Here is a 16,751-nt window from a genome sequence, read left to right on the forward strand (position 1 = left end):
TTGCTCTTCAAAAGCAAGATCAAAAGATCGCAGCCTTCGGCAGCTCCTACAGGTGAATGTTTCGGGCATAAAAAAGCCCCCATTGCCTGCATAGGCAATGGGGGCTTTTTCAGTGGGGCTTACTTCTCGACGAACGCACGCTCGATCAGGTAGTCACCCGGCTCGCGCATCCGCGCCGAGATCTTCAGGCCGAAGCTGTCGAGCACTTCGCTGGTCTCGTCGAGCATGCTCGGGCTGCCGCAGATCATCGCGCGGTCGTCCTGCGGGTTGATCGGTGGCAGACCGATGTCGCTGAACAGCTTGCCGCTGCGCATCAGGTCGGTCAGGCGGCCCTGATTCTCGAAAGGCTCACGGGTCACGGTCGGGTAGTAGATCAGCTTGTCACGCAGCGCTTCGCCGAAGAACTCGTTCTGCGGCAAGTGCTCGGTGATGAATTCGCGGTAGGCGACTTCGTTGACGTAGCGTACGCCGTGAACCAGGATCACTTTTTCAAAGCGCTCGTAGGTTTCCGGGTCCTGAATCACGCTCATGAACGGCGCCAGACCGGTGCCGGTGCTCAGCAGGTACAAGTGCTTGCCCGGGTTCAGGTCGTCAAGAACCAGGGTGCCGGTAGGCTTCTTCGAGATGATGATCTCGTCGCCTTCCTTCAAGTGCTGCAGTTGCGAGGTCAGCGGGCCGTCCTGCACCTTGATGCTGAAGAATTCCAGATGCTCTTCCCAGTTCGGGCTGGCGATCGAGTAAGCGCGCATGAGCGGCCGGCCGTTGGGCTGTTGCAGGCCGATCATCACGAACTGACCGTTCTCGAAGCGCAGGCCCGGATCGCGGGTGCACTTGAAGCTGAACAGAGTGTCGTTCCAGTGATGAACACTGAGGACACGCTCGTGGTTCATGTTGCTCATGTACGTTTGACTCCTGGAGATTGGGTCTGCGCTGGCTTTTGAAGGCTACGGTGCGCAATTGCATCGCATTCTAATAGCGACGACAATATCTGTTAACTGGATTATTAAGATAAGGGTTATCGGTTATATCGATATGCGATTTACTCTCCGTCAACTGCAAGTCTTCGTCGCCGTCGCCCAGCAGGAAAGCGTATCCCGTGCTGCGGGTCTGCTCAACCTCTCGCAGTCGGCCGCCAGCACGTCGATCACCGAACTCGAGCGCCAATCCAGCTGCCAGCTGTTCGACCGCGCTGGCAAACGGCTGAGCCTCAACGCCCTCGGCAAACAGCTATTGCCGCAGGCGGTGGCCCTGCTCGATCAGGCCAAGGAAATCGAAGACCTGCTCAACGGCAAATCCGGTTTCGGCTCGCTGTCGGTGGGCGCGACGCTGACTATCGGCAATTATCTGGCGACCCTGCTGATCGGCAGTTTCATGCAGCGCCACCCGGAAAGCCAAGTGAAGCTACACGTACAGAACACCGCCAATATCGTGCAACAAGTCGCCCACTACGAAATTGATCTGGGTCTAATCGAAGGCGATTGCAGCCACCCGGACATCGAAGTGCAGAGCTGGGTCGAAGATGAGCTGGTGGTGTTCTGCGCGCCGCAGCATCCGCTGGCCAAACGCGGCAGCGCAACCATGGAAGAACTGACTCGCGAGGCATGGATTCTGCGTGAACAGGGTTCCGGCACGCGGCTGACCTTCGATCAGGCCATGCGTCACCATCGTAGCGCACTGAATATCCGTCTGGAGCTGGAACACACCGAAGCGATCAAACGCGCGGTGGAATCAGGACTAGGGATTGGCTGCATCTCGCGGCTGGCGCTGCGTGATGCGTTCCGCCGCGGCAGTCTGGTGCCGGTGGAAACGCCGGATCTGGATCTGGCGCGACAGTTCTACTTCATCTGGCACAAACAGAAATATCAGACTTCTGCCATGCGCGAATTTCTCGATCTGTGCCGCGCTTTCACCGCCGGGGTGCAGCGCAGCGACGAGATCGTTTTGCCGACAATCGCTTAAAGCAGAATTACTGCCCACACCAGCGCGATCATGCTCAGTGCCACGAATTGTGCGGCGCTGCCCATGTCCTTGGCATTCTTCGACAGTGGATGCAGTTCCAGCGAGATGCGGTCAATGGCCGCTTCCACCGCCGAATTCAGCAACTCGACGATCAGCGCCAACAGGCACACAGCGATCAATAGCGCTTGTTCGACACGGCTGACATTGAGGAAGAACGTCAGCGGAATCAGCACCACATTGAGCAGTACCAGTTGGCGGAACGCCGCTTCACCAGTGAAAGCCGCGCGCAGGCCATCCAGCGAGTAACCGGAGGCATTGAGGATACGTTTCAGGCCGGTCTGGCCCTTGAAAGGTGACATAAAGTAGAAACCAACCAAAAAGGAGTGGGAAAGCTAGAGCAACAAAAGTCAAAAAAGCGTGAAGACGCCAGCCATTATTGGCTCGGAATTGACTCAAGTTGTTGCAGCAGTAAAGCCGCTTGCGTGCGAGTGCGCACATTCAGCTTGCGAAAGATCGCCGTGACGTGGGCCTTGATGGTCGCTTCCGACACGCTCAACTCATAGGCAATCTGCTTGTTCAACAGGCCTTCGCAGACCATGGTCAACACGCGAAACTGCTGCGGCGTCAGGCTGGCGAGGCCATCGCTGGCGGCTTTGGCTTCGTCGGAAACACTGACCGCCTCGAACGCTTGTGGCGGCCAGAACACATCGCCATCGAGCACTTTGCGCACCGCTTCCTGAATCACGCTGAGGTCGCTGGACTTGGGAATAAAGCCACTGGCGCCAAACTCACGGGATTTGACCATCACCGAAGCTTCTTCCTGCGCCGAAACCATCACCACCGGTATCTGCGGGTACTGCCCGCGCAGCATGACCAACCCGGAAAACCCGAAAGCGCCGGGCATGTTCAGGTCCAACAGGACCAGATCCCAATCAGCCTTTTCGGTCAGACGCGCTTCCAGCTCGGCGATGCTCGCCACTTCCACCAGCCGTACATCCGGGCCAAGGCCCAGCGTCACCGCTTGATGCAGGGCGCTACGAAACAGGGGGTGATCATCGGCAATCAGGATGTCGTATGTGGCCATTTTTCAAATGATCCTGTTTTTGATGGCAGACCCGGAGCATTCCGGTCTGGCCAAAGCAACTCAAGATGCCGCTTTCAAGCGATATCCACAGGGGCACGTTCAACGCCAATCAACAGCAAACACGGCGTTTCAAACCTTGGCCGCACCCTAATCGGCGCCAAGCATGCCCAGCGAAGACGGGGTGGTCAAGCAGCACGGCCGCTGGCTTGTACAGTATGGGCCACTATTGGGCCAACTCCGGCTGCGGCTTTGGTATATAAGGCAACAACTCGACGTGGGCCGGCGTCGCTTCATTCATGTCCAGTTGCTGTTTGGCGCCGAGGTAATGCTGGCTGAACACGTCGAAATAGGCGTCCAACGCCGAGGCGGCGTCGCTGTCACCGGCCAGCTCCAGGCACAACGCCGCGACTTCGGCGGTGCACAGGTGCTCACTGCGGGTCGAACGGCGCAAGCGGTAGCGCGAGAGTTTATCGGGCAGCAGGCTGAGGATTGGCAAACGGTCGAAATACGGGCTCTTGCGGAAAATCTTCCGCGCTTCGGTCCAGGTGGCGTCGAGCAGAATGAACAGCGGGCGCTTGCTGCTATCGGGAGCGACCGTATTGGTCACCCGTGACGGCTCGACGTATTCGCCGGGAAACACCAGGTACGGTTGCCATTGCGGGTCATTGAGCAGCGCCAGCATCTGCGGATCGGGCTCGGTGCGCGACCAGATGAACGCATGGTTATCGCGCACCACGTCGGCAATCAGCCAACCGGTGTTGCTCGGTTTGAACACTTCCTTGCCGGTCATGATCAGGCACACGCCCGACCGCGTCTCGACACTAGGTCGCCAGGCGCACAGGCAATGGCTGATGATCACCCGGCAATCACGGCAACGCTCGGAGCGAAAGCCACGGGCCTGAATCGGCTTGATACCTTCGTCTTCGCGCTGGTCGCGCAGACGAGCGACGGCGTTGGGGGCATGATTCATCGCGGATAACGCCGAAAAGCAGGAAAACTCGACACGAACAACACTCGGCAGGGCAATAAAGGCCGGCAGTTTACCAGAGCGACGGGCACAAGCCTGTACCCTCCCGACCGGCTCCCCTATAATTCGCCGCCACTGAACGCACAGTCACGTGGCTGGTCGAACCACCAGTCACTGAACCAGGAGAGTTTCATGCTGCGCCTTATCGTTCCCACCGCTGCCATTCTGCTGGCGTCGTCCTTCACCGCTCAGGCTGCCTCCCTGAGTGAGCAGAATCTGAACCGCGAGCTGCGCAACGTCGCCGCCCAGAGCAGCGTCGGCACTCCACGCGCCATCAGTGAAGACATTCTTGATCAGGGCTTCACCGTGGAAGGCACGCAGTTGATCAACCACCTGAGCGTGCAGAAGAGCCACGCCGACAAAATGCGCGCTGACCCTAAAGCCGTGTATTTCCAGTTGGGCGCCTCGGTGTGCAACAACCCGTCGTTCCGCAAGCTGATGGCCAAGGGTGCGATCATGCGTTACGACTTCACTGAAGTGAAAACCAACAAAGCGATCGGCTCCGCCAGCTACCAGGAATCGGATTGCCCGAAAGCCGCCCCGGCGAAGAAGAAGTAATCATCGCGAATTGGCGCGCCGCTGTTCATCCTCGGCGCGCAGTTCGGCCAGCAAGGCCTGTAGATAGTGCGAACGGCGCTCGCCGCCCGCCAACCGCCGGCAGCACTCCTCTTCGAGACTGAGATGATTGGTCTCGGCTGCCGCTTTCAACATCCGATACAGCTGCGTATCGATCTCCAGAATCACTCTGGCCATATGTCCCGCCTCCTTGCCACCCACGAATCCTTGAATTGCATGCGCCTGGCCTACGGTCGTTGACGCAAAGCTGTCGTACGGCGCCTGTACGTTAGTTAATCAGAGGGATTACCGCTTGGCGCACGTTCGGACGAGCGGTGAAGCAACGCGCGGAAAATCAATAAACGATTGCCAGCCAAAACTTTACGGCGCAATGATCAAGTCAGCGCAAATCCGTGCGAGGGTCTAGATTCAGTGTATTCCCGATCTTTTTTCAACGGCAGGCAAGGAACTGCCGATCGTGTGTTTTTTGCAGCGCGGCACTGACGCCGCTCGTCAGGGCCGACGCCCTGTGCAGAAGGAGACGTTGAATGCCTTACCAACCGAATGACTTGCTCAGTCGTCATTTTCAGGAAAGCGGCCCCGACCTCATCAGCAAGGTCGAAGAACAACTCAACCGTGTTTCCCCCAACAGCCCGAATATCCCTATCTACCGCGACATGATCCTGACCGTGCTGCGCATGGCCCAGGAAGACCACAATCGCTGGAACGCCAAAATCACCTTGCAAGCCCTGCGCGAACTGGAGCAGGCGTTTCGGGTACTGGAGCAATTCAAGGGCCGACGCAAAGTGACCGTATTCGGTTCGGCGCGCACACCGGTCGAACATCCGTTGTATGCGATGGCTCGCGAACTCGGTGCAGCCTTGACCCGCTCGGGAATGATGGTCATCACCGGTGCTGGCGGCGGCATCATGGCCGCCGCGCACGAAGGTGCCGGCCGCGATCACAGCCTCGGGTTCAATATCACCCTGCCCTTCGAACAGCATGCCAACCCCACGGTCGATGGCACCGGCAATCTGCTGCCGTTCCACTTCTTCTTCACCCGCAAGTTGTTTTTCGTCAAAGAGGCTGACGCACTGGTTTTATGCCCCGGCGGGTTCGGCACGCTGGATGAAGCGCTGGAAGTGCTAACGCTGATCCAGACCGGTAAAAGTCCATTGGTGCCGGTGGTGCTTCTGGATGCGCCGGGCGGCACATTCTGGCAAGGCGCGATGGACTTTATCCGCCAGCAACTGGAGAGCAACCGCTACATCCTGCCGACCGACATGAAACTGATGCGACTGGTCTACAGCGTCGACGAGGCGGTGGAGCAGATCAACCAGTTCTACAGCAACTTCCACTCCAGTCGCTGGCTCAAGCGGCAATTCGTGATCCGCATGAATCACAAACTCAGCGATCAAGCGCTGGAGCACATGCAGGAGGCCTTTGCCGATTTGTGCCTGAGCGATCAGTTTCATCAACACGCCTACGCCGGCGAGGAACACGATGAAGCGCAGTTCAGCCATCTGGCGCGACTGGCCTTCGCTTTCAACGCGCGCACTCACGGGCGTCTGAGGGAGTTGATCGATTACATCAACCTGCCGGAAAACTGGGCAGATTCCCAACCGCAAACAGCGCAACGCAGCCGCGAACCGTCAAAGGCAATTTGAGGGTAAAAAAAAACGGCCCGCTATTTTCATAGCGGGCCGTTTTTATTGAATCGGTTTAATCGTCCATTCCTCGACCGCTGAACAAGCGGTTGATCATCTCCATCGAAAACCCCCGATAGGCCAGGAACCGGCCCTGTTTGGCCCGTTCTTTCGCATCAATCGGTAAATGCCCGGAGAACTTGCGTTGCCACGTCTCCTGCAATTGCTCCTGCCAACTGATACCGCTTTCGCGCAGGGCGAGTTCGATATCGGCGCGCTGCAAACCGCGCTGGCTCAGCTCTTCGCGAATCCGTAGAGGGCCGTAGCCGGAACGGGCACGGTAGGAAACAAAGCTTTCAAGGTAACGGGCTTCGGAAAGCAGCCCCTCTTCCGTCAAACGGTCGAGGGCTGTTTCGATCATCTCCGCCTCGGCGCCGCGCTGACGCAATTTGCGCGTCAGCTCGACTCGACCATGCTCGCGACGTGCGAGCAGGTCCATGGCAGTTCGTCGCACCGCGACGAGGGTATCGAGTACTGCAGTGGTCATCGCTGCAATCAGATGTCAGCGTCGGCCAGGTCGTCTTCAGTCTCTTTGACTGCTGAGGCCTTGGAGTCGATCACGGCTGGAGTAAGCAGCTTGTCACGCAGTTGCTTCTCGAGCTTCGCGGCGATTTCCGGGTTATCCGCCAGGAACTTGGCCGAGTTGGCCTTGCCCTGACCGATCTTGGTGCCTTCGTAGGCATACCAGGCGCCGGACTTCTCGACGAAACCGTGCAGCACACCCAGGTCGATCATCTCGCCATTGAGGTAGATGCCTTTGCCGTAAAGAATCTGGAACTCGGCCTGACGGAATGGCGAAGCGACCTTGTTCTTCACAACCTTGACGCGGGTTTCGCTACCAACCACTTCGTCGCCTTCCTTCACCGCGCCGGTACGGCGGATGTCGAGACGAACCGAAGCGTAGAACTTCAGCGCGTTACCACCGGTGGTGGTTTCCGGGCTGCCGAACATCACGCCGATCTTCATGCGGATCTGGTTGATGAAGATCACCAGGCAGTTGGCGTTCTTGATGTTACCGGTGATTTTACGCAGCGCCTGGGACATCAGACGGGCTTGCAGGCCCACGTGCATGTCACCCATTTCGCCTTCGATTTCAGCCTTCGGTACCAGTGCTGCCACGGAGTCGACGATGATCACGTCAACAGCGTTGGAGCGCACCAGCATGTCGGTGATTTCCAGCGCCTGTTCACCGGTGTCCGGCTGGGACACCAGCAGGTCGTCGACGTTGACGCCCAGCTTGCCGGCGTATTCAGGGTCGAGGGCGTGTTCGGCGTCGACGAATGCGCAAGTCGCACCGGCTTTTTGCGCCTGAGCGATCACGGACAAGGTCAGTGTGGTTTTACCGGAAGATTCAGGACCGTAGATTTCAACGATACGGCCTTTTGGCAGGCCGCCGATGCCGAGTGCGATGTCCAGACCCAGAGAGCCAGTCGAGATAGCCGGGATCGCCTGACGGTCCTGATCGCCCATACGCATCACGGCACCCTTGCCGAATTGACGTTCGATCTGACCCAGGGCCGCAGCCAAGGCTTTCTTCTTGTTGTCGTCCATTAAAGTCCTCACGTAATCAATAAGGCCTGACGGCCAACACCTGTATAAGTAGCCAGTATTATTCCACAGCGTTCGCGGATCGCCTACCCCTGATTTTCGATTTCTCGTGCCGCTAGTCGCAGGAGCCCCTCTAGCGCGGCCTTCACCGTTTGTCGGCGGACTTCATCGCGGTTGCCGGGGAAGTGCTGAACCTCAGTGATGACCGTCTCGCCAACGCCCCAGGCCAGCCACACCGTGCCGACCGGTTTGTTCGGCGAGCCACCGTCCGGCCCGGCCACACCGCTGACCGCTACGGCAAATCGCGCCAGGCTTTTGTCCTGGGCACCACGCACCATCGCCTCGACCACCTCGCGGCTGACCGCCCCGACTGTTTCGAACAGCTCAACCGGCACATTCAGTTGCTGGGTTTTCTGCCGGTTGGAATACGTGACGTAGCCAGCCTCAAACCATGCCGAACTGCCCGGGATCCGCGTGATGGCTTCGGCAATCCCGCCACCGGTACAGGATTCAGCGGTGGTGACGTGGGCATTGAGCAGTTGCAGACGTCGGCCAAGGTCGGCGGCCAATTGAGTGATCTCTTTCACGGCGTGCTCCGGATCGTGTGGAATGCCTCCACCGTACACGACCCGGTTGCGCTTTCAATACACAGACTCATTCAAAATGTTCGGGCGCGAGCGCTCTGACATACGCCTGACACGCCTGCAGGGCAATCAGTCCGCGGTCGCCGGTGTCGGTGATGGCGATAATTCGTTGAGCATGCGCCGGGTCAAGTCGGGCGCGTACGGTTGCATGATCCACGCCGCTGGCGCTGGCGGTGGCTGGCACGTTGCAGCCTGGGACAACGTCGCCGGCGTCGAGAAGGACTGACAGGCGCACATCAGCAGTGGCAAGGCGATCGCGCAGGCGATCCTGATCACGTTGGGCATCGCTCAGCGCTCGATAGTGGGTTTGTTCACTGGTCGCGAGCCGCTGCTCCAGCGCTAGGCGTTTATCCTGCTCGGCCTGTTGCGCGCTGGCGGCGGTCTGCGTCAGTTGATTGAGGATTTCGGCGTTTAACCGGGCCTGCTCGGCCAGCTGTCGGCCGTAGCGCCACTCCTGAAACTGCCAGGCCGCTGCAAACGCAGCAGCGGCCAGCAACAGGATGCCGATCATTCGCCAGGGGAGTGGCATAGCACCGCCCTCGCCCGCGCCCAGATTTCCAGGCGATCCTGCAAGCCGTTCAACCCACCATTGATGCGACGTGTAATGGTGTTGAACTGATCGCGATCGGCCAGTTCGTTCAAGCCGTTCTGCTCCCAGAACCAAGCGGCAGACTCAGCGGCCCATTGAGGTTGTTCGAGCAGCTCGGGCAACGACAGCAGACGCTCATCGCCAAAAAGGCCAACGCTGCACTGACGGTAATTCGAACGGCCGGTAATCTGAATCAACCCGCGCCCCCGATACTTTTGTCCGTCGCCATCGGCCTCCGGTGTGTTGCCCAAACGCAAAGCCAACGTGCCGGTGTCATATTTGCTCAGGTATTGGTTGTTGCCCAGTTCACGCACATAGCGCAATTGACCCGACTCGTGGCCAACTTGCGCGAGGAACGCTGCGACGCGCTTGGGCGAGTCGATATGGCGGCGAGCCATGGCACTGTTGAGTGCAGAAACAAAAACGCCCGCTTGGGAGCGGGCGTTGGGCATGATGTCGATAAGGTTGTTTTCAGTTATTTGCATAATGCTTGATCCTCCCTGGATATTGCCCCGATTGAATCACGGTTGACGGCCAATGCCTGTCAGCCATTTTTTTGCCAGAGTTTTCAGGGTGCTGTCCGGCGCAGGTTCTTCGGGTGATGCGAAGAACCAACCGAGGGTGCCGAAGTTGGCGGTCCAGTCGATTTGCGGTGCTGGAGTGATTTCAGTGATGTCGACCCAGAGCAGATCCGGGTGAAACATCTCTACCATGTTGCCGCCGGTGGAGAACAATTCGACTACGGTGTTGTTGACGATGCGTGCGTAGGTTTTCATCAGGCGTACTCGTAGATGATCACGGCGCCTGAAGCACCTGCGCCACCTGGTCTGCCAGGTTGATTGGGGGCGTTGGCGATTCCTCCCGCACCGGAACCGAAACCGGAACCTGGTGCGGCCAGAGAGCCTGCTGCGCTGTTGCCAAAACCTCCTCCGCCCAACGGCGAGCTGCCACCGTGCCCAGCAAGGGTTGAGCCGTTGACAGATATCCCGGGGGTGCCTGCATTTCCCGCACTATTGACGATGTTGCCGCCACTGGCCGTCTGACCGGGATAGCCACCGGTATAAAGCCCCATACCCTGATTCGCGACAAATCCAATCCACGGCGACCCTCCACCACCGGCAGCAGAAACCAGCGAGCCAAAAGAACTGGTACCACCACCTCCGGCATTCGCCGCTGCGAGTCCCGCGCTTCCGCCAGCCCCCACCGTAACAACCTGACGAGAACCAATCGTGTCGGAAGACAGCCATGCTTCAGCATAACTTCCGGATGCGCCGCCACCCACGGTTGCATACTGGGAGGTTGTGGTCGCACCGACTCCCGCACTTCCGCCACCGCCAGCCAACACCTTGACCAGAACATGCTTCATTCCGGTTGTCGGCTCATAGGTGCCGGATGCGGTAAATGTCTTCACCCCCAACAACCGGCCGCTTACAGCATTACCGCCGCTGGCATACACCAGCACCCAACTGTCCAGTGCAGCGCTGTACACCACCGAACACAGGCTGCTGGCGACAATCTCCTCTGGCCGCAATGCACTCAGCCCAAGGTTCAATAACGGCTTGGGCAGCAAGCCATTCGGCGCGAACGTGCTCGCTCCAGTGTTGGCATTACCAGCAGTAAAGCGCAGCGCCAAACCGTCCTTCAACGTACTGATGGCCGGCACGTAGTTGGCCATGTACAGATTGGCGGCGCCGATATCGATCGCATGCTTGTCTTCACCGGCCTGACTGATTTTTTTCAGCGCCTGCAACAGCTGCGTCGCATCGGTTTCATTGGGTTCAAGACCCGCAGACCTGACGACGTTCAACAGTTCATCGGTAACGCTGTTGCCCCAGGTCGCCGGGATCAACGATCCGGGCAATCCCGCGACGACGTCTTCATTGACAAATTTGCCATTCACCAGCCCGACACTGGGAACGCTTTTTGGATAGTCCATTTCAATTTCCCTGATGACTTACAGCGCAGCAGCCAACCACTTCGGCGCAATCGGCCGATGCTCGCTGAACGGAAAAAAAGAACCCTGCGGCCAGTCGCGCAATTCGCGGCGATACGTCTGCAATTGGGCATATTGCTCTGTGGTCAGCGTCGTGCCGCCGCCGTCTTCCAACTCATCGCGATCGCGCGCCACCAACCCGTCGGTGGCGGCCAGTTGCGCGGTGCGCCAACGGCGCTCGGCGTCGGCCGCTTCATCGGCCGAAGGAGGCGCAGGATCGACCAGAATCGGATAGCCGTTATCCGCACGCACGCCGATCACCTTTGCCGCAACGGCCAATTGCTGCAGCAGCGAGATCCAATAAGTCTGAGGAATCTCGATCACATCGTCGGGAATGTCAGTTGAGTTGATACCCGGTACATAAACGCCCCGGGTGCCGGCGCTGAACAAAACGTTGAACGGATTCATTCAATAGCCCTTTGCGAAATAATTGATGCCCCAACCCGCAGCGACGCTGCCACTGTAATCACGAACCTTGAGCTTGCAGCCTTGTTGCTTTCCAGAACCCGCAATCAGGATGACCATTGCGCCGTCACCGCCGGCGTGAGTGGCCACCAGAGAAGAAAAGGCTGTAGGAAAAGAGATTGGGAAAATGACGTCGACTTCGCCCTTGGCATCTGTTGTGCCGACACCCCATTGCTCAATGTTGCCGCTGGCAAACCGTTGGTAACCGACGTTGCCATAGACACCGGAATGGGCCGTGGCGTAACGATCGCTGATCGTCCCTCCGTACAGCCGCCATTGGCTCGCCAGTTTGATCAGGCATGCAGAGTCGCCGAGTCCGAGTTTCAGCGACCCGAACGTGCCGTTGCAGGTTTCAATTTGCTCGTTTGCGGCAGGGTTGATGGTCAGAACGCCGTTGCCCGCATTGATCACGTGTAGCGTGCTGGCATGAGCAATGCCATTGATGGAGGGCAACGTTGCCGTGATCGGCGTCGCGCTGGCGAAACTCGCCACGCCCCCCACGTGGGCCACGGTCAGGACAGTGCTGGTCGGATAAGAAACGAAGCCGGAAAACTGCAGACCCGCACGGGCGACGAACTCGGTAGTGGCGACCGCTTTGCCTTGATTGAATTGCGGTGCCGTGACGAACAGGTTGTTGCTGCGCAGCGCACTGAGCAGTTGATTATTGGCGGCCTCCGTCGGTGTCAGCCCTGCGCTCTGGATGACCGTCAACAACTCTTGCGTAACACCATTACCCCAACTGGCCGGAATCAACGACCCTGGCTTGCCCGTCAGTAAATCTTCATCGACAAACTTGCCATCTACCAACCCGGCACTAGGAACACTCTTTGGATAATCCATGATTCAACTCCTTATTTAAAAATGCCTGAGACCAGTCAATCCGCATTGGCGACCCACCATTGCGGTGCTGTCGGGCGAGAAACCGCCGTCGGGAAACCTTTAGCCTCAGGCCAGTCGCGCAGCGCCTGGCGGTATTCCAGCAACTCCAGATACTGCGCGGCCTTGAGCGTCGTCCCACGGCCCAGCGCCTGCTCGTCGCGATGCCGCGTCACCCGCCACTCGGTTGCCGACAGGCTTGACTGACGCCACGTTCGCGCTGCCGTCAAAGGCTCTTGCTCCTCGACGACAGTTTCAGGAATGACGACAGGATTGCCCATGACCGGTAACGGCGCGACCTCATGGCGCAGTTCAGTGAGGGGCGCGCCGATCTCAACGTGCATGCCTTCCGGCACCTGCACCATCGCCTCGACAAAAGCCGGTGCATACAGTTGAGTGATTGCGTACTCACCGGTATCGATCAGTTCGATCGCGATACCGTTTTCCAGTCGTGCATAACGGGCCATTACTCGTACTCCCAGATTTCACAGAAGGCGTTGCCGCCAGCGCCACTGACGAATGAACTCGAAGGATTGGACGAACAAGAGCCACTGCCTCCCGAGCCTCGGACGCCAGCGAAACCAGGATTGTGTACGCCCCTGTACGGGCCGCCACCGTCGAATGGGCTCGCCGCTCCGCCTCCGGAGAGCATTCCCCAATTGCCGTTGAACATCGCGTAGCCACCGGTGTGACCCCGTGCATTGGCAAGGTTGCCGCCCACTGCGTCTTGACCTCCAGTGCCACCTTGAACGTACCCCGAGGAAGAGGTTGTCGTATCGATGTTCAGGATCTGTGCACCGCCGCCTCCTGTAACGCTCATATAGGAGCCGAAGGAAGCCCCACCGCCTGCCAAGCCCATCGAAGTGGTGGCAGCTCCACCGGCACCTAATGAAACAGGCACCCCGGCGAGCATTTGTGATGTCACGTCATACAGGCTTTCCGCATAGGCACCCGATCCACCACCGCCGCCGAGACGCAGATTACCGGTGGCGACAGATGCACAACCGCCGCCGGATCCACCCGCCCCCACCAGTCGAACGCGAATGCGCTTGGCTCTTGGATTGGGCTTGTAAACAGTGATCCCGACCGTCTCGATCTGCCGGACTGCCAGCAACCGCCCCACCGCATCGGTAATGCCATAGCCATTCAATGTGGTGGGGGTGTTTTTCAGTTTGTTGAAGTCGACCAGTGCCCCGATTGCGCTGGCCAACTGATCGGTTTTGGCTTCATCCGGCGTCAATCCGGCAGCTTTGATCGCGTTTAGAATTTCCTGCGTGACACTGTTGCCCCACGCAGCCGGAATCAACGATCCCGGTGTACCGGCGAGCGGGTTTTCATCGACAAAGCCGCCGTTGACCAGCCCCACGCCGGGAATGTTTTTTGGATAGTCCATTGCACTGTTCCCTGTGCCGAATCAGTTGGCTACGGCCGTGCCGGGTGCAACCGGCCAGGTGATTTCATCGGGGAAACCGGCCTGTTTTTCGATACGGTTCAGCTCGACGCTGTAGAGCTTCCATTCGATCAGCAGCAGTTGTTCGTCATGGCTGGCATCGCCGATGTCTTCGGCGTATTGCAGGGGCGCGATGCGTAGCACGGCATCGCGTAGCAGTGCGTCGCGCTGATCGAGGCATTGCTGTCCTACGCTCATCAAACGAGCCTGCTCATCCAATACCCAGGTGTTGTCGCGCCAGATATGGAACTCCCCTGGCCATGGATGTGCGGTCAGGGTGTCTGGCAACTCTCCCAGCTCGGTCCAGATCTGATGGGTACCGCCGTCCTTGCGATAAACCATGCCCCGACGATCGATCACTTCACGGGGGACACCGTTGATCAGCGCCCAACTGCGACCGGCTTCCGGCTCAGGTAACTCGTAAGCCAGCTCAACAGCATTACCGGGCAACTGAACGCCGATGCCTGGCGTGGCAATGAACTCGACAGGCCCGGACAGAGCGCCCGAACCATCAAATAGATAATTGAACATAAAGCGCCTCAGATGAGTTTGATGCGGCCGGGATAGGCCATGTTGCGCGGGCGGGATTTGAAGGCGTAGAGCAGTGTCGCTGACGGGTCCATTTGATAACTGGTACCCGCTGGATAAATCGGGCCACCATTGCTCAGCCCCGATACGTACTGAGGCTCCTCTCGAGTATCCGCCCCCACTGCCGTCAGGCTGTCCGTCCAGCGCGACCCGACGGCACCGCCACCATTCGCCCCCATCGCATACGAGTGCGTCGATCCAGGCTGAAAAGTACCCATCCCGCGTCCGGTATCCACACCACGACCTTCATCCAGAACCCGAAGGAACTCCCCTCGCCCATCAGGACCGCGAAACGTTGTCGTACCGTCACCTGTGGTCCATTTGCCCTCAGTGCTCGCCCGAAAGGCTTCAGCGCCCAACATGCCTGATTGCTGGGCGTGATCCCACAGCCACGGCCATTCCGCGCGCTTCATGACAGAGCCATTAAGCGCGCCGTATCCGCCGGGGCTGAGCATGACGGTTGTCTCGAAAAACGGCCGGCCAAGCGGGGTATTGTCGAAGCGTCCGACCGGCCACCAACTCCCGGCCCCATCACTGCGCAAATGCCACCAGTCTCCGCCGCCCATCAACACGAAAAATGGATAACCGCTGGCCGCCAGATGCGTATGAAAGCGAATGCGATCCGTGCCCGATGCCTGGATGACCATACGGTTGCCGCTGTTGTCCACCCGCCGAACAATCACATCACGCACACCGAGTGCGATGTTGGCCGGTGGTAGCAGCAAGGTCACCGGGCCGGGGCTGCCATCGATCAGGACGAGGCCGAGTTCGGCATCGGTCAGGGTTTTCGACGCGGCCAATCGGGTGATGACCGAACGCATCGGACTCGTGCTGCCGATGATCGACTGAATCGCCTTGTACAACTGCCCGGTATCCGCCTCGGACGGCACTAACCCGCCGCCGGTAACCACACTCAGAATCTCCTGAGTCACACTGTTGCCCCAAACCGCCGGAATCAACGACCCCGGCGTTCCCGCCAGCGGGTTTTCATCGACGAAACGACCATCGACCAGGCCGACGCTGGGGACACTTTTTGGATAATCCATAATTGGTTTTCCTATACCTGGAACATTGATGGGCGATGCCGACAACGCAGCATCCAGTCACTCGGCAGTCACCCAGGCAGGCTTTTTCGGTCGAGAGCGTTTGGCGGGAAATTTCTTCGCCTGCGGCCACTTGCGCAGCGCCTGCAGGTAATTCAGCAGCGTCAGGTATTCAGCGTCGGACAGCGTGGTGGCCTTCATCAGCTCCACTTCGTCACGGTGGCGATCGCGCAACCAGGCAAGCCGGTTGAATTCCTGATCGCGCCACGCCTTGGCTTCGGCCGAAGTTTGCTCATCAGAAAGAGCTGTCAACTCGACCAGGATCGGCAGACCGTGATCGTCATGGGATCGCTCGGTACCCGCTACTGGGTTTGCGATGACCGACTCATACCGCGCCTCGTCGATTTCAACGGCATCGTCTGGAAGGCTGGTGTGATAACCCGACAAATAGGTGTTGCCGGTGGTGCGGCTATAGAAACGTTTCATGTCAGTTCCCCACCCCCAGGACAGTGACAAAACCGGAGCCACCGGAATTGCTCAAGACTTGAACCTGGCTGGGATCAAAGTAGGTCACCAAGGGCGGAGTGACGATATCGAAAAAGGGTGCGTTGCCGCTGTGCGAGTAACTTGCCCAGGTAGCGGCGCACTGGGTCTTGAAAGCCACCGGCCAGGGTTTTGCAACATAGGTTTTATCTGTAGCGATGGTGATCATGACCCACTGGATCATGAAGCCGCCCAGCCAGCTCGGAAAAGCGATATAGCCGTTTGCGCCAACGCTGTAGGAAACACCAAACCAGAGCTTTTTCGGTGTGACGATGGTGGTGTCATCAGTCCCTGCGTTGACCTGGGCTTGAGTCGCGATCCGCGCCCAGCCAAAAACAGCTTCCGTGGCTTGCACCACTTTCTTTTCGATCGCTTGAAACACCCGCTGCGGCGTCATCAGGCGACTGCTGCTTGTGCCCGCCTCTGCTTCATCCTTGGTTGCCAGAGAATCACTTTTGTTCTTTTCGACAATTGCCGAAATCGCCGCTCTGAGTTGCGTACTGTCGCCCTCGTCGGGGACGAGACCGGCAGCAGTGATCGCGTTGATGATTTCATCGGTGACGCTGTTGCCCCACCGCGCCGGAATCAGCGATCCCGGCGTGCCCATCAATGGGTTTTCATCAACAAACTTGCCATTCACCAGCCCCGAACTGGGCACACTCTTCGGATAATCCATCCAGT

General features: G+C 58.7%; 24 protein-coding genes. 4 read left to right on the forward strand and 20 right to left on the reverse strand.

The window, feature by feature from the left end; genetic code table 11:
* Nucleotides 1–119: 119 nt before the first annotated feature.
* Complete coding sequence (gene fpr / locus H8F23_RS07010; RefSeq protein ID WP_007908723.1) at nucleotides 120–899, reverse strand: ferredoxin-NADP reductase; 780 nt, start codon at nucleotides 897–899, stop codon at nucleotides 120–122.
* A gap of 133 nt (nucleotides 900–1,032) precedes the next feature.
* Here fpr and H8F23_RS07015 point away from each other — a divergent pair, with 133 nt between their 5' ends.
* Nucleotides 1,033–1,959 carry a LysR family transcriptional regulator gene (locus H8F23_RS07015; protein ID WP_095050445.1) on the forward strand — a complete coding sequence of 309 codons (927 nt, stop codon included), beginning with the start codon at nucleotides 1,033–1,035 and terminating at the stop codon, nucleotides 1,957–1,959.
* Here H8F23_RS07015 and H8F23_RS07020 read toward each other — a convergent pair.
* Together H8F23_RS07020 and erdR are read right to left on the reverse strand one after the other, a co-directional pair.
* Nucleotides 1,956–2,318, reverse strand: a complete 363-nt coding sequence (locus H8F23_RS07020) for a diacylglycerol kinase (RefSeq protein ID WP_003222276.1) — start codon at nucleotides 2,316–2,318, stop codon at nucleotides 1,956–1,958. The two genes, H8F23_RS07015 and H8F23_RS07020, sit on opposite strands and share 4 nt — an antisense overlap.
* A gap of 74 nt (nucleotides 2,319–2,392) precedes the next feature.
* Complete coding sequence (gene erdR, locus H8F23_RS07025) at nucleotides 2,393–3,043, reverse strand: response regulator transcription factor ErdR (RefSeq protein WP_095119237.1); 651 nt, start codon at nucleotides 3,041–3,043, stop codon at nucleotides 2,393–2,395.
* On the opposite strand from erdR, the gene H8F23_RS07030 reads away from it, so the two are divergent.
* Nucleotides 3,036–3,194 (forward strand): hypothetical protein, encoded by a 159-nt coding sequence (locus H8F23_RS07030; protein WP_157786312.1) that lies wholly within the window; start codon nucleotides 3,036–3,038, stop codon nucleotides 3,192–3,194. The two genes, erdR and H8F23_RS07030, sit on opposite strands and share 8 nt — an antisense overlap.
* A 72-nt stretch (nucleotides 3,195–3,266) precedes the next feature.
* Here H8F23_RS07030 and H8F23_RS07035 read toward each other — a convergent pair whose 3' ends face one another.
* Entirely contained in the window at nucleotides 3,267–4,013 is a 747-nt protein-coding gene (locus tag H8F23_RS07035) for a tRNA-uridine aminocarboxypropyltransferase (RefSeq protein WP_194933857.1), read from the reverse strand.
* Nucleotides 4,014–4,202: 189 nt separating this feature from the next.
* Here H8F23_RS07035 and H8F23_RS07040 point away from each other — a divergent pair, with 189 nt between their 5' ends.
* On the forward strand, nucleotides 4,203–4,628 hold the full coding sequence (locus H8F23_RS07040; RefSeq protein ID WP_016985722.1) for a PA3611 family quorum-sensing-regulated virulence factor: 426 nt from the start codon (nucleotides 4,203–4,205) through the stop codon (nucleotides 4,626–4,628).
* Here the strand turns inward: H8F23_RS07040 and H8F23_RS07045 are convergent, their stop codons facing one another.
* Complete coding sequence (locus tag H8F23_RS07045) at nucleotides 4,629–4,823, reverse strand: hypothetical protein (RefSeq protein WP_150706119.1); 195 nt, start codon at nucleotides 4,821–4,823, stop codon at nucleotides 4,629–4,631.
* Nucleotides 4,824–5,173: 350 nt separating this feature from the next.
* Here H8F23_RS07045 and H8F23_RS07050 point away from each other — a divergent pair, with 350 nt between their 5' ends.
* A complete protein-coding gene (locus H8F23_RS07050; protein ID WP_194933858.1) occupies nucleotides 5,174–6,292 on the forward strand; it encodes an LOG family protein in 1,119 nt (372 codons plus the stop codon).
* Between the two features lie 55 nt (nucleotides 6,293–6,347).
* Here H8F23_RS07050 and recX read toward each other — a convergent pair whose 3' ends face one another.
* The 15 genes from recX to H8F23_RS07125 form a co-directional block, all read right to left on the reverse strand.
* Nucleotides 6,348–6,818 (reverse strand): recombination regulator RecX, encoded by a 471-nt coding sequence (gene recX / locus H8F23_RS07055; protein WP_007908744.1) that lies wholly within the window; start codon nucleotides 6,816–6,818, stop codon nucleotides 6,348–6,350.
* Nucleotides 6,819–6,826: 8 nt separating this feature from the next.
* Nucleotides 6,827–7,882, reverse strand: a complete 1,056-nt coding sequence (gene recA, locus H8F23_RS07060; RefSeq protein ID WP_007908746.1) for a recombinase RecA — start codon at nucleotides 7,880–7,882, stop codon at nucleotides 6,827–6,829.
* 83 nt (nucleotides 7,883–7,965) lie between these two features.
* Complete coding sequence (locus tag H8F23_RS07065; RefSeq protein WP_194933859.1) at nucleotides 7,966–8,466, reverse strand: CinA family protein; 501 nt, start codon at nucleotides 8,464–8,466, stop codon at nucleotides 7,966–7,968.
* Between the two features lie 67 nt (nucleotides 8,467–8,533).
* Nucleotides 8,534–9,052 carry a lysis system i-spanin subunit Rz gene (locus H8F23_RS07070; RefSeq protein WP_194933860.1) on the reverse strand — a complete coding sequence of 173 codons (519 nt, stop codon included), beginning with the start codon at nucleotides 9,050–9,052 and terminating at the stop codon, nucleotides 8,534–8,536.
* Complete coding sequence (locus H8F23_RS07075; protein ID WP_194933861.1) at nucleotides 9,031–9,597, reverse strand: glycoside hydrolase family 19 protein; 567 nt, start codon at nucleotides 9,595–9,597, stop codon at nucleotides 9,031–9,033. The genes H8F23_RS07070 and H8F23_RS07075 overlap by 22 nt, the downstream gene beginning before the upstream one ends.
* 36 nt (nucleotides 9,598–9,633) lie before the next feature.
* Complete coding sequence (locus tag H8F23_RS07080; protein WP_194933862.1) at nucleotides 9,634–9,888, reverse strand: hypothetical protein; 255 nt, start codon at nucleotides 9,886–9,888, stop codon at nucleotides 9,634–9,636.
* Nucleotides 9,888–11,048: a glycine-rich domain-containing protein gene (locus H8F23_RS07085; RefSeq protein ID WP_194933863.1), complete on the reverse strand. Its 1,161-nt coding sequence runs from the start codon at nucleotides 11,046–11,048 to the stop codon at nucleotides 9,888–9,890. Before H8F23_RS07085 ends, H8F23_RS07080 begins: the two co-directional genes overlap by 1 nt.
* Before the next feature lie 18 nt (nucleotides 11,049–11,066).
* Nucleotides 11,067–11,513: a tail fiber assembly protein gene (locus H8F23_RS07090; protein ID WP_194933864.1), complete on the reverse strand. Its 447-nt coding sequence runs from the start codon at nucleotides 11,511–11,513 to the stop codon at nucleotides 11,067–11,069.
* Nucleotides 11,514–12,410, reverse strand: a complete 897-nt coding sequence (locus H8F23_RS07095) for a gp53-like domain-containing protein (RefSeq protein ID WP_194933865.1) — start codon at nucleotides 12,408–12,410, stop codon at nucleotides 11,514–11,516.
* Nucleotides 12,411–12,445: 35 nt separating this feature from the next.
* Entirely contained in the window at nucleotides 12,446–12,913 is a 468-nt protein-coding gene (locus H8F23_RS07100) for a phage tail assembly chaperone (RefSeq protein ID WP_194933866.1), read from the reverse strand.
* Nucleotides 12,913–13,839: a glycine-rich domain-containing protein gene (locus H8F23_RS07105; RefSeq protein WP_194933867.1), complete on the reverse strand. Its 927-nt coding sequence runs from the start codon at nucleotides 13,837–13,839 to the stop codon at nucleotides 12,913–12,915. Before H8F23_RS07105 ends, H8F23_RS07100 begins: the two co-directional genes overlap by 1 nt.
* A gap of 21 nt (nucleotides 13,840–13,860) precedes the next feature.
* Nucleotides 13,861–14,427, reverse strand: coding sequence for a tail fiber assembly protein (locus tag H8F23_RS07110; protein WP_194933868.1), 567 nt, complete (start codon nucleotides 14,425–14,427; stop codon nucleotides 13,861–13,863).
* 8 nt (nucleotides 14,428–14,435) lie between these two features.
* Nucleotides 14,436–15,530 (reverse strand): phage tail protein, encoded by a 1,095-nt coding sequence (locus H8F23_RS07115; protein ID WP_194933869.1) that lies wholly within the window; start codon nucleotides 15,528–15,530, stop codon nucleotides 14,436–14,438.
* A gap of 57 nt (nucleotides 15,531–15,587) precedes the next feature.
* The gene (locus tag H8F23_RS07120; RefSeq protein WP_194933870.1) at nucleotides 15,588–16,013 is read right to left on the reverse strand and encodes a phage tail assembly chaperone; all 426 of its coding nucleotides are present in this window, start codon (nucleotides 16,011–16,013) and stop codon (nucleotides 15,588–15,590) included.
* A 1-nt stretch (nucleotide 16,014) separates the two neighbouring features.
* Nucleotides 16,015–16,746 carry a hypothetical protein gene (locus tag H8F23_RS07125; protein ID WP_194933871.1) on the reverse strand — a complete coding sequence of 244 codons (732 nt, stop codon included), beginning with the start codon at nucleotides 16,744–16,746 and terminating at the stop codon, nucleotides 16,015–16,017.
* Nucleotides 16,747–16,751 lie beyond the last annotated feature (5 nt).

The sequence above is a fragment of the Pseudomonas neuropathica genome (assembly GCF_015461835.1).
Taxonomy (GTDB): Bacteria; Pseudomonadota; Gammaproteobacteria; order Pseudomonadales; family Pseudomonadaceae; genus Aquipseudomonas; species Aquipseudomonas neuropathica.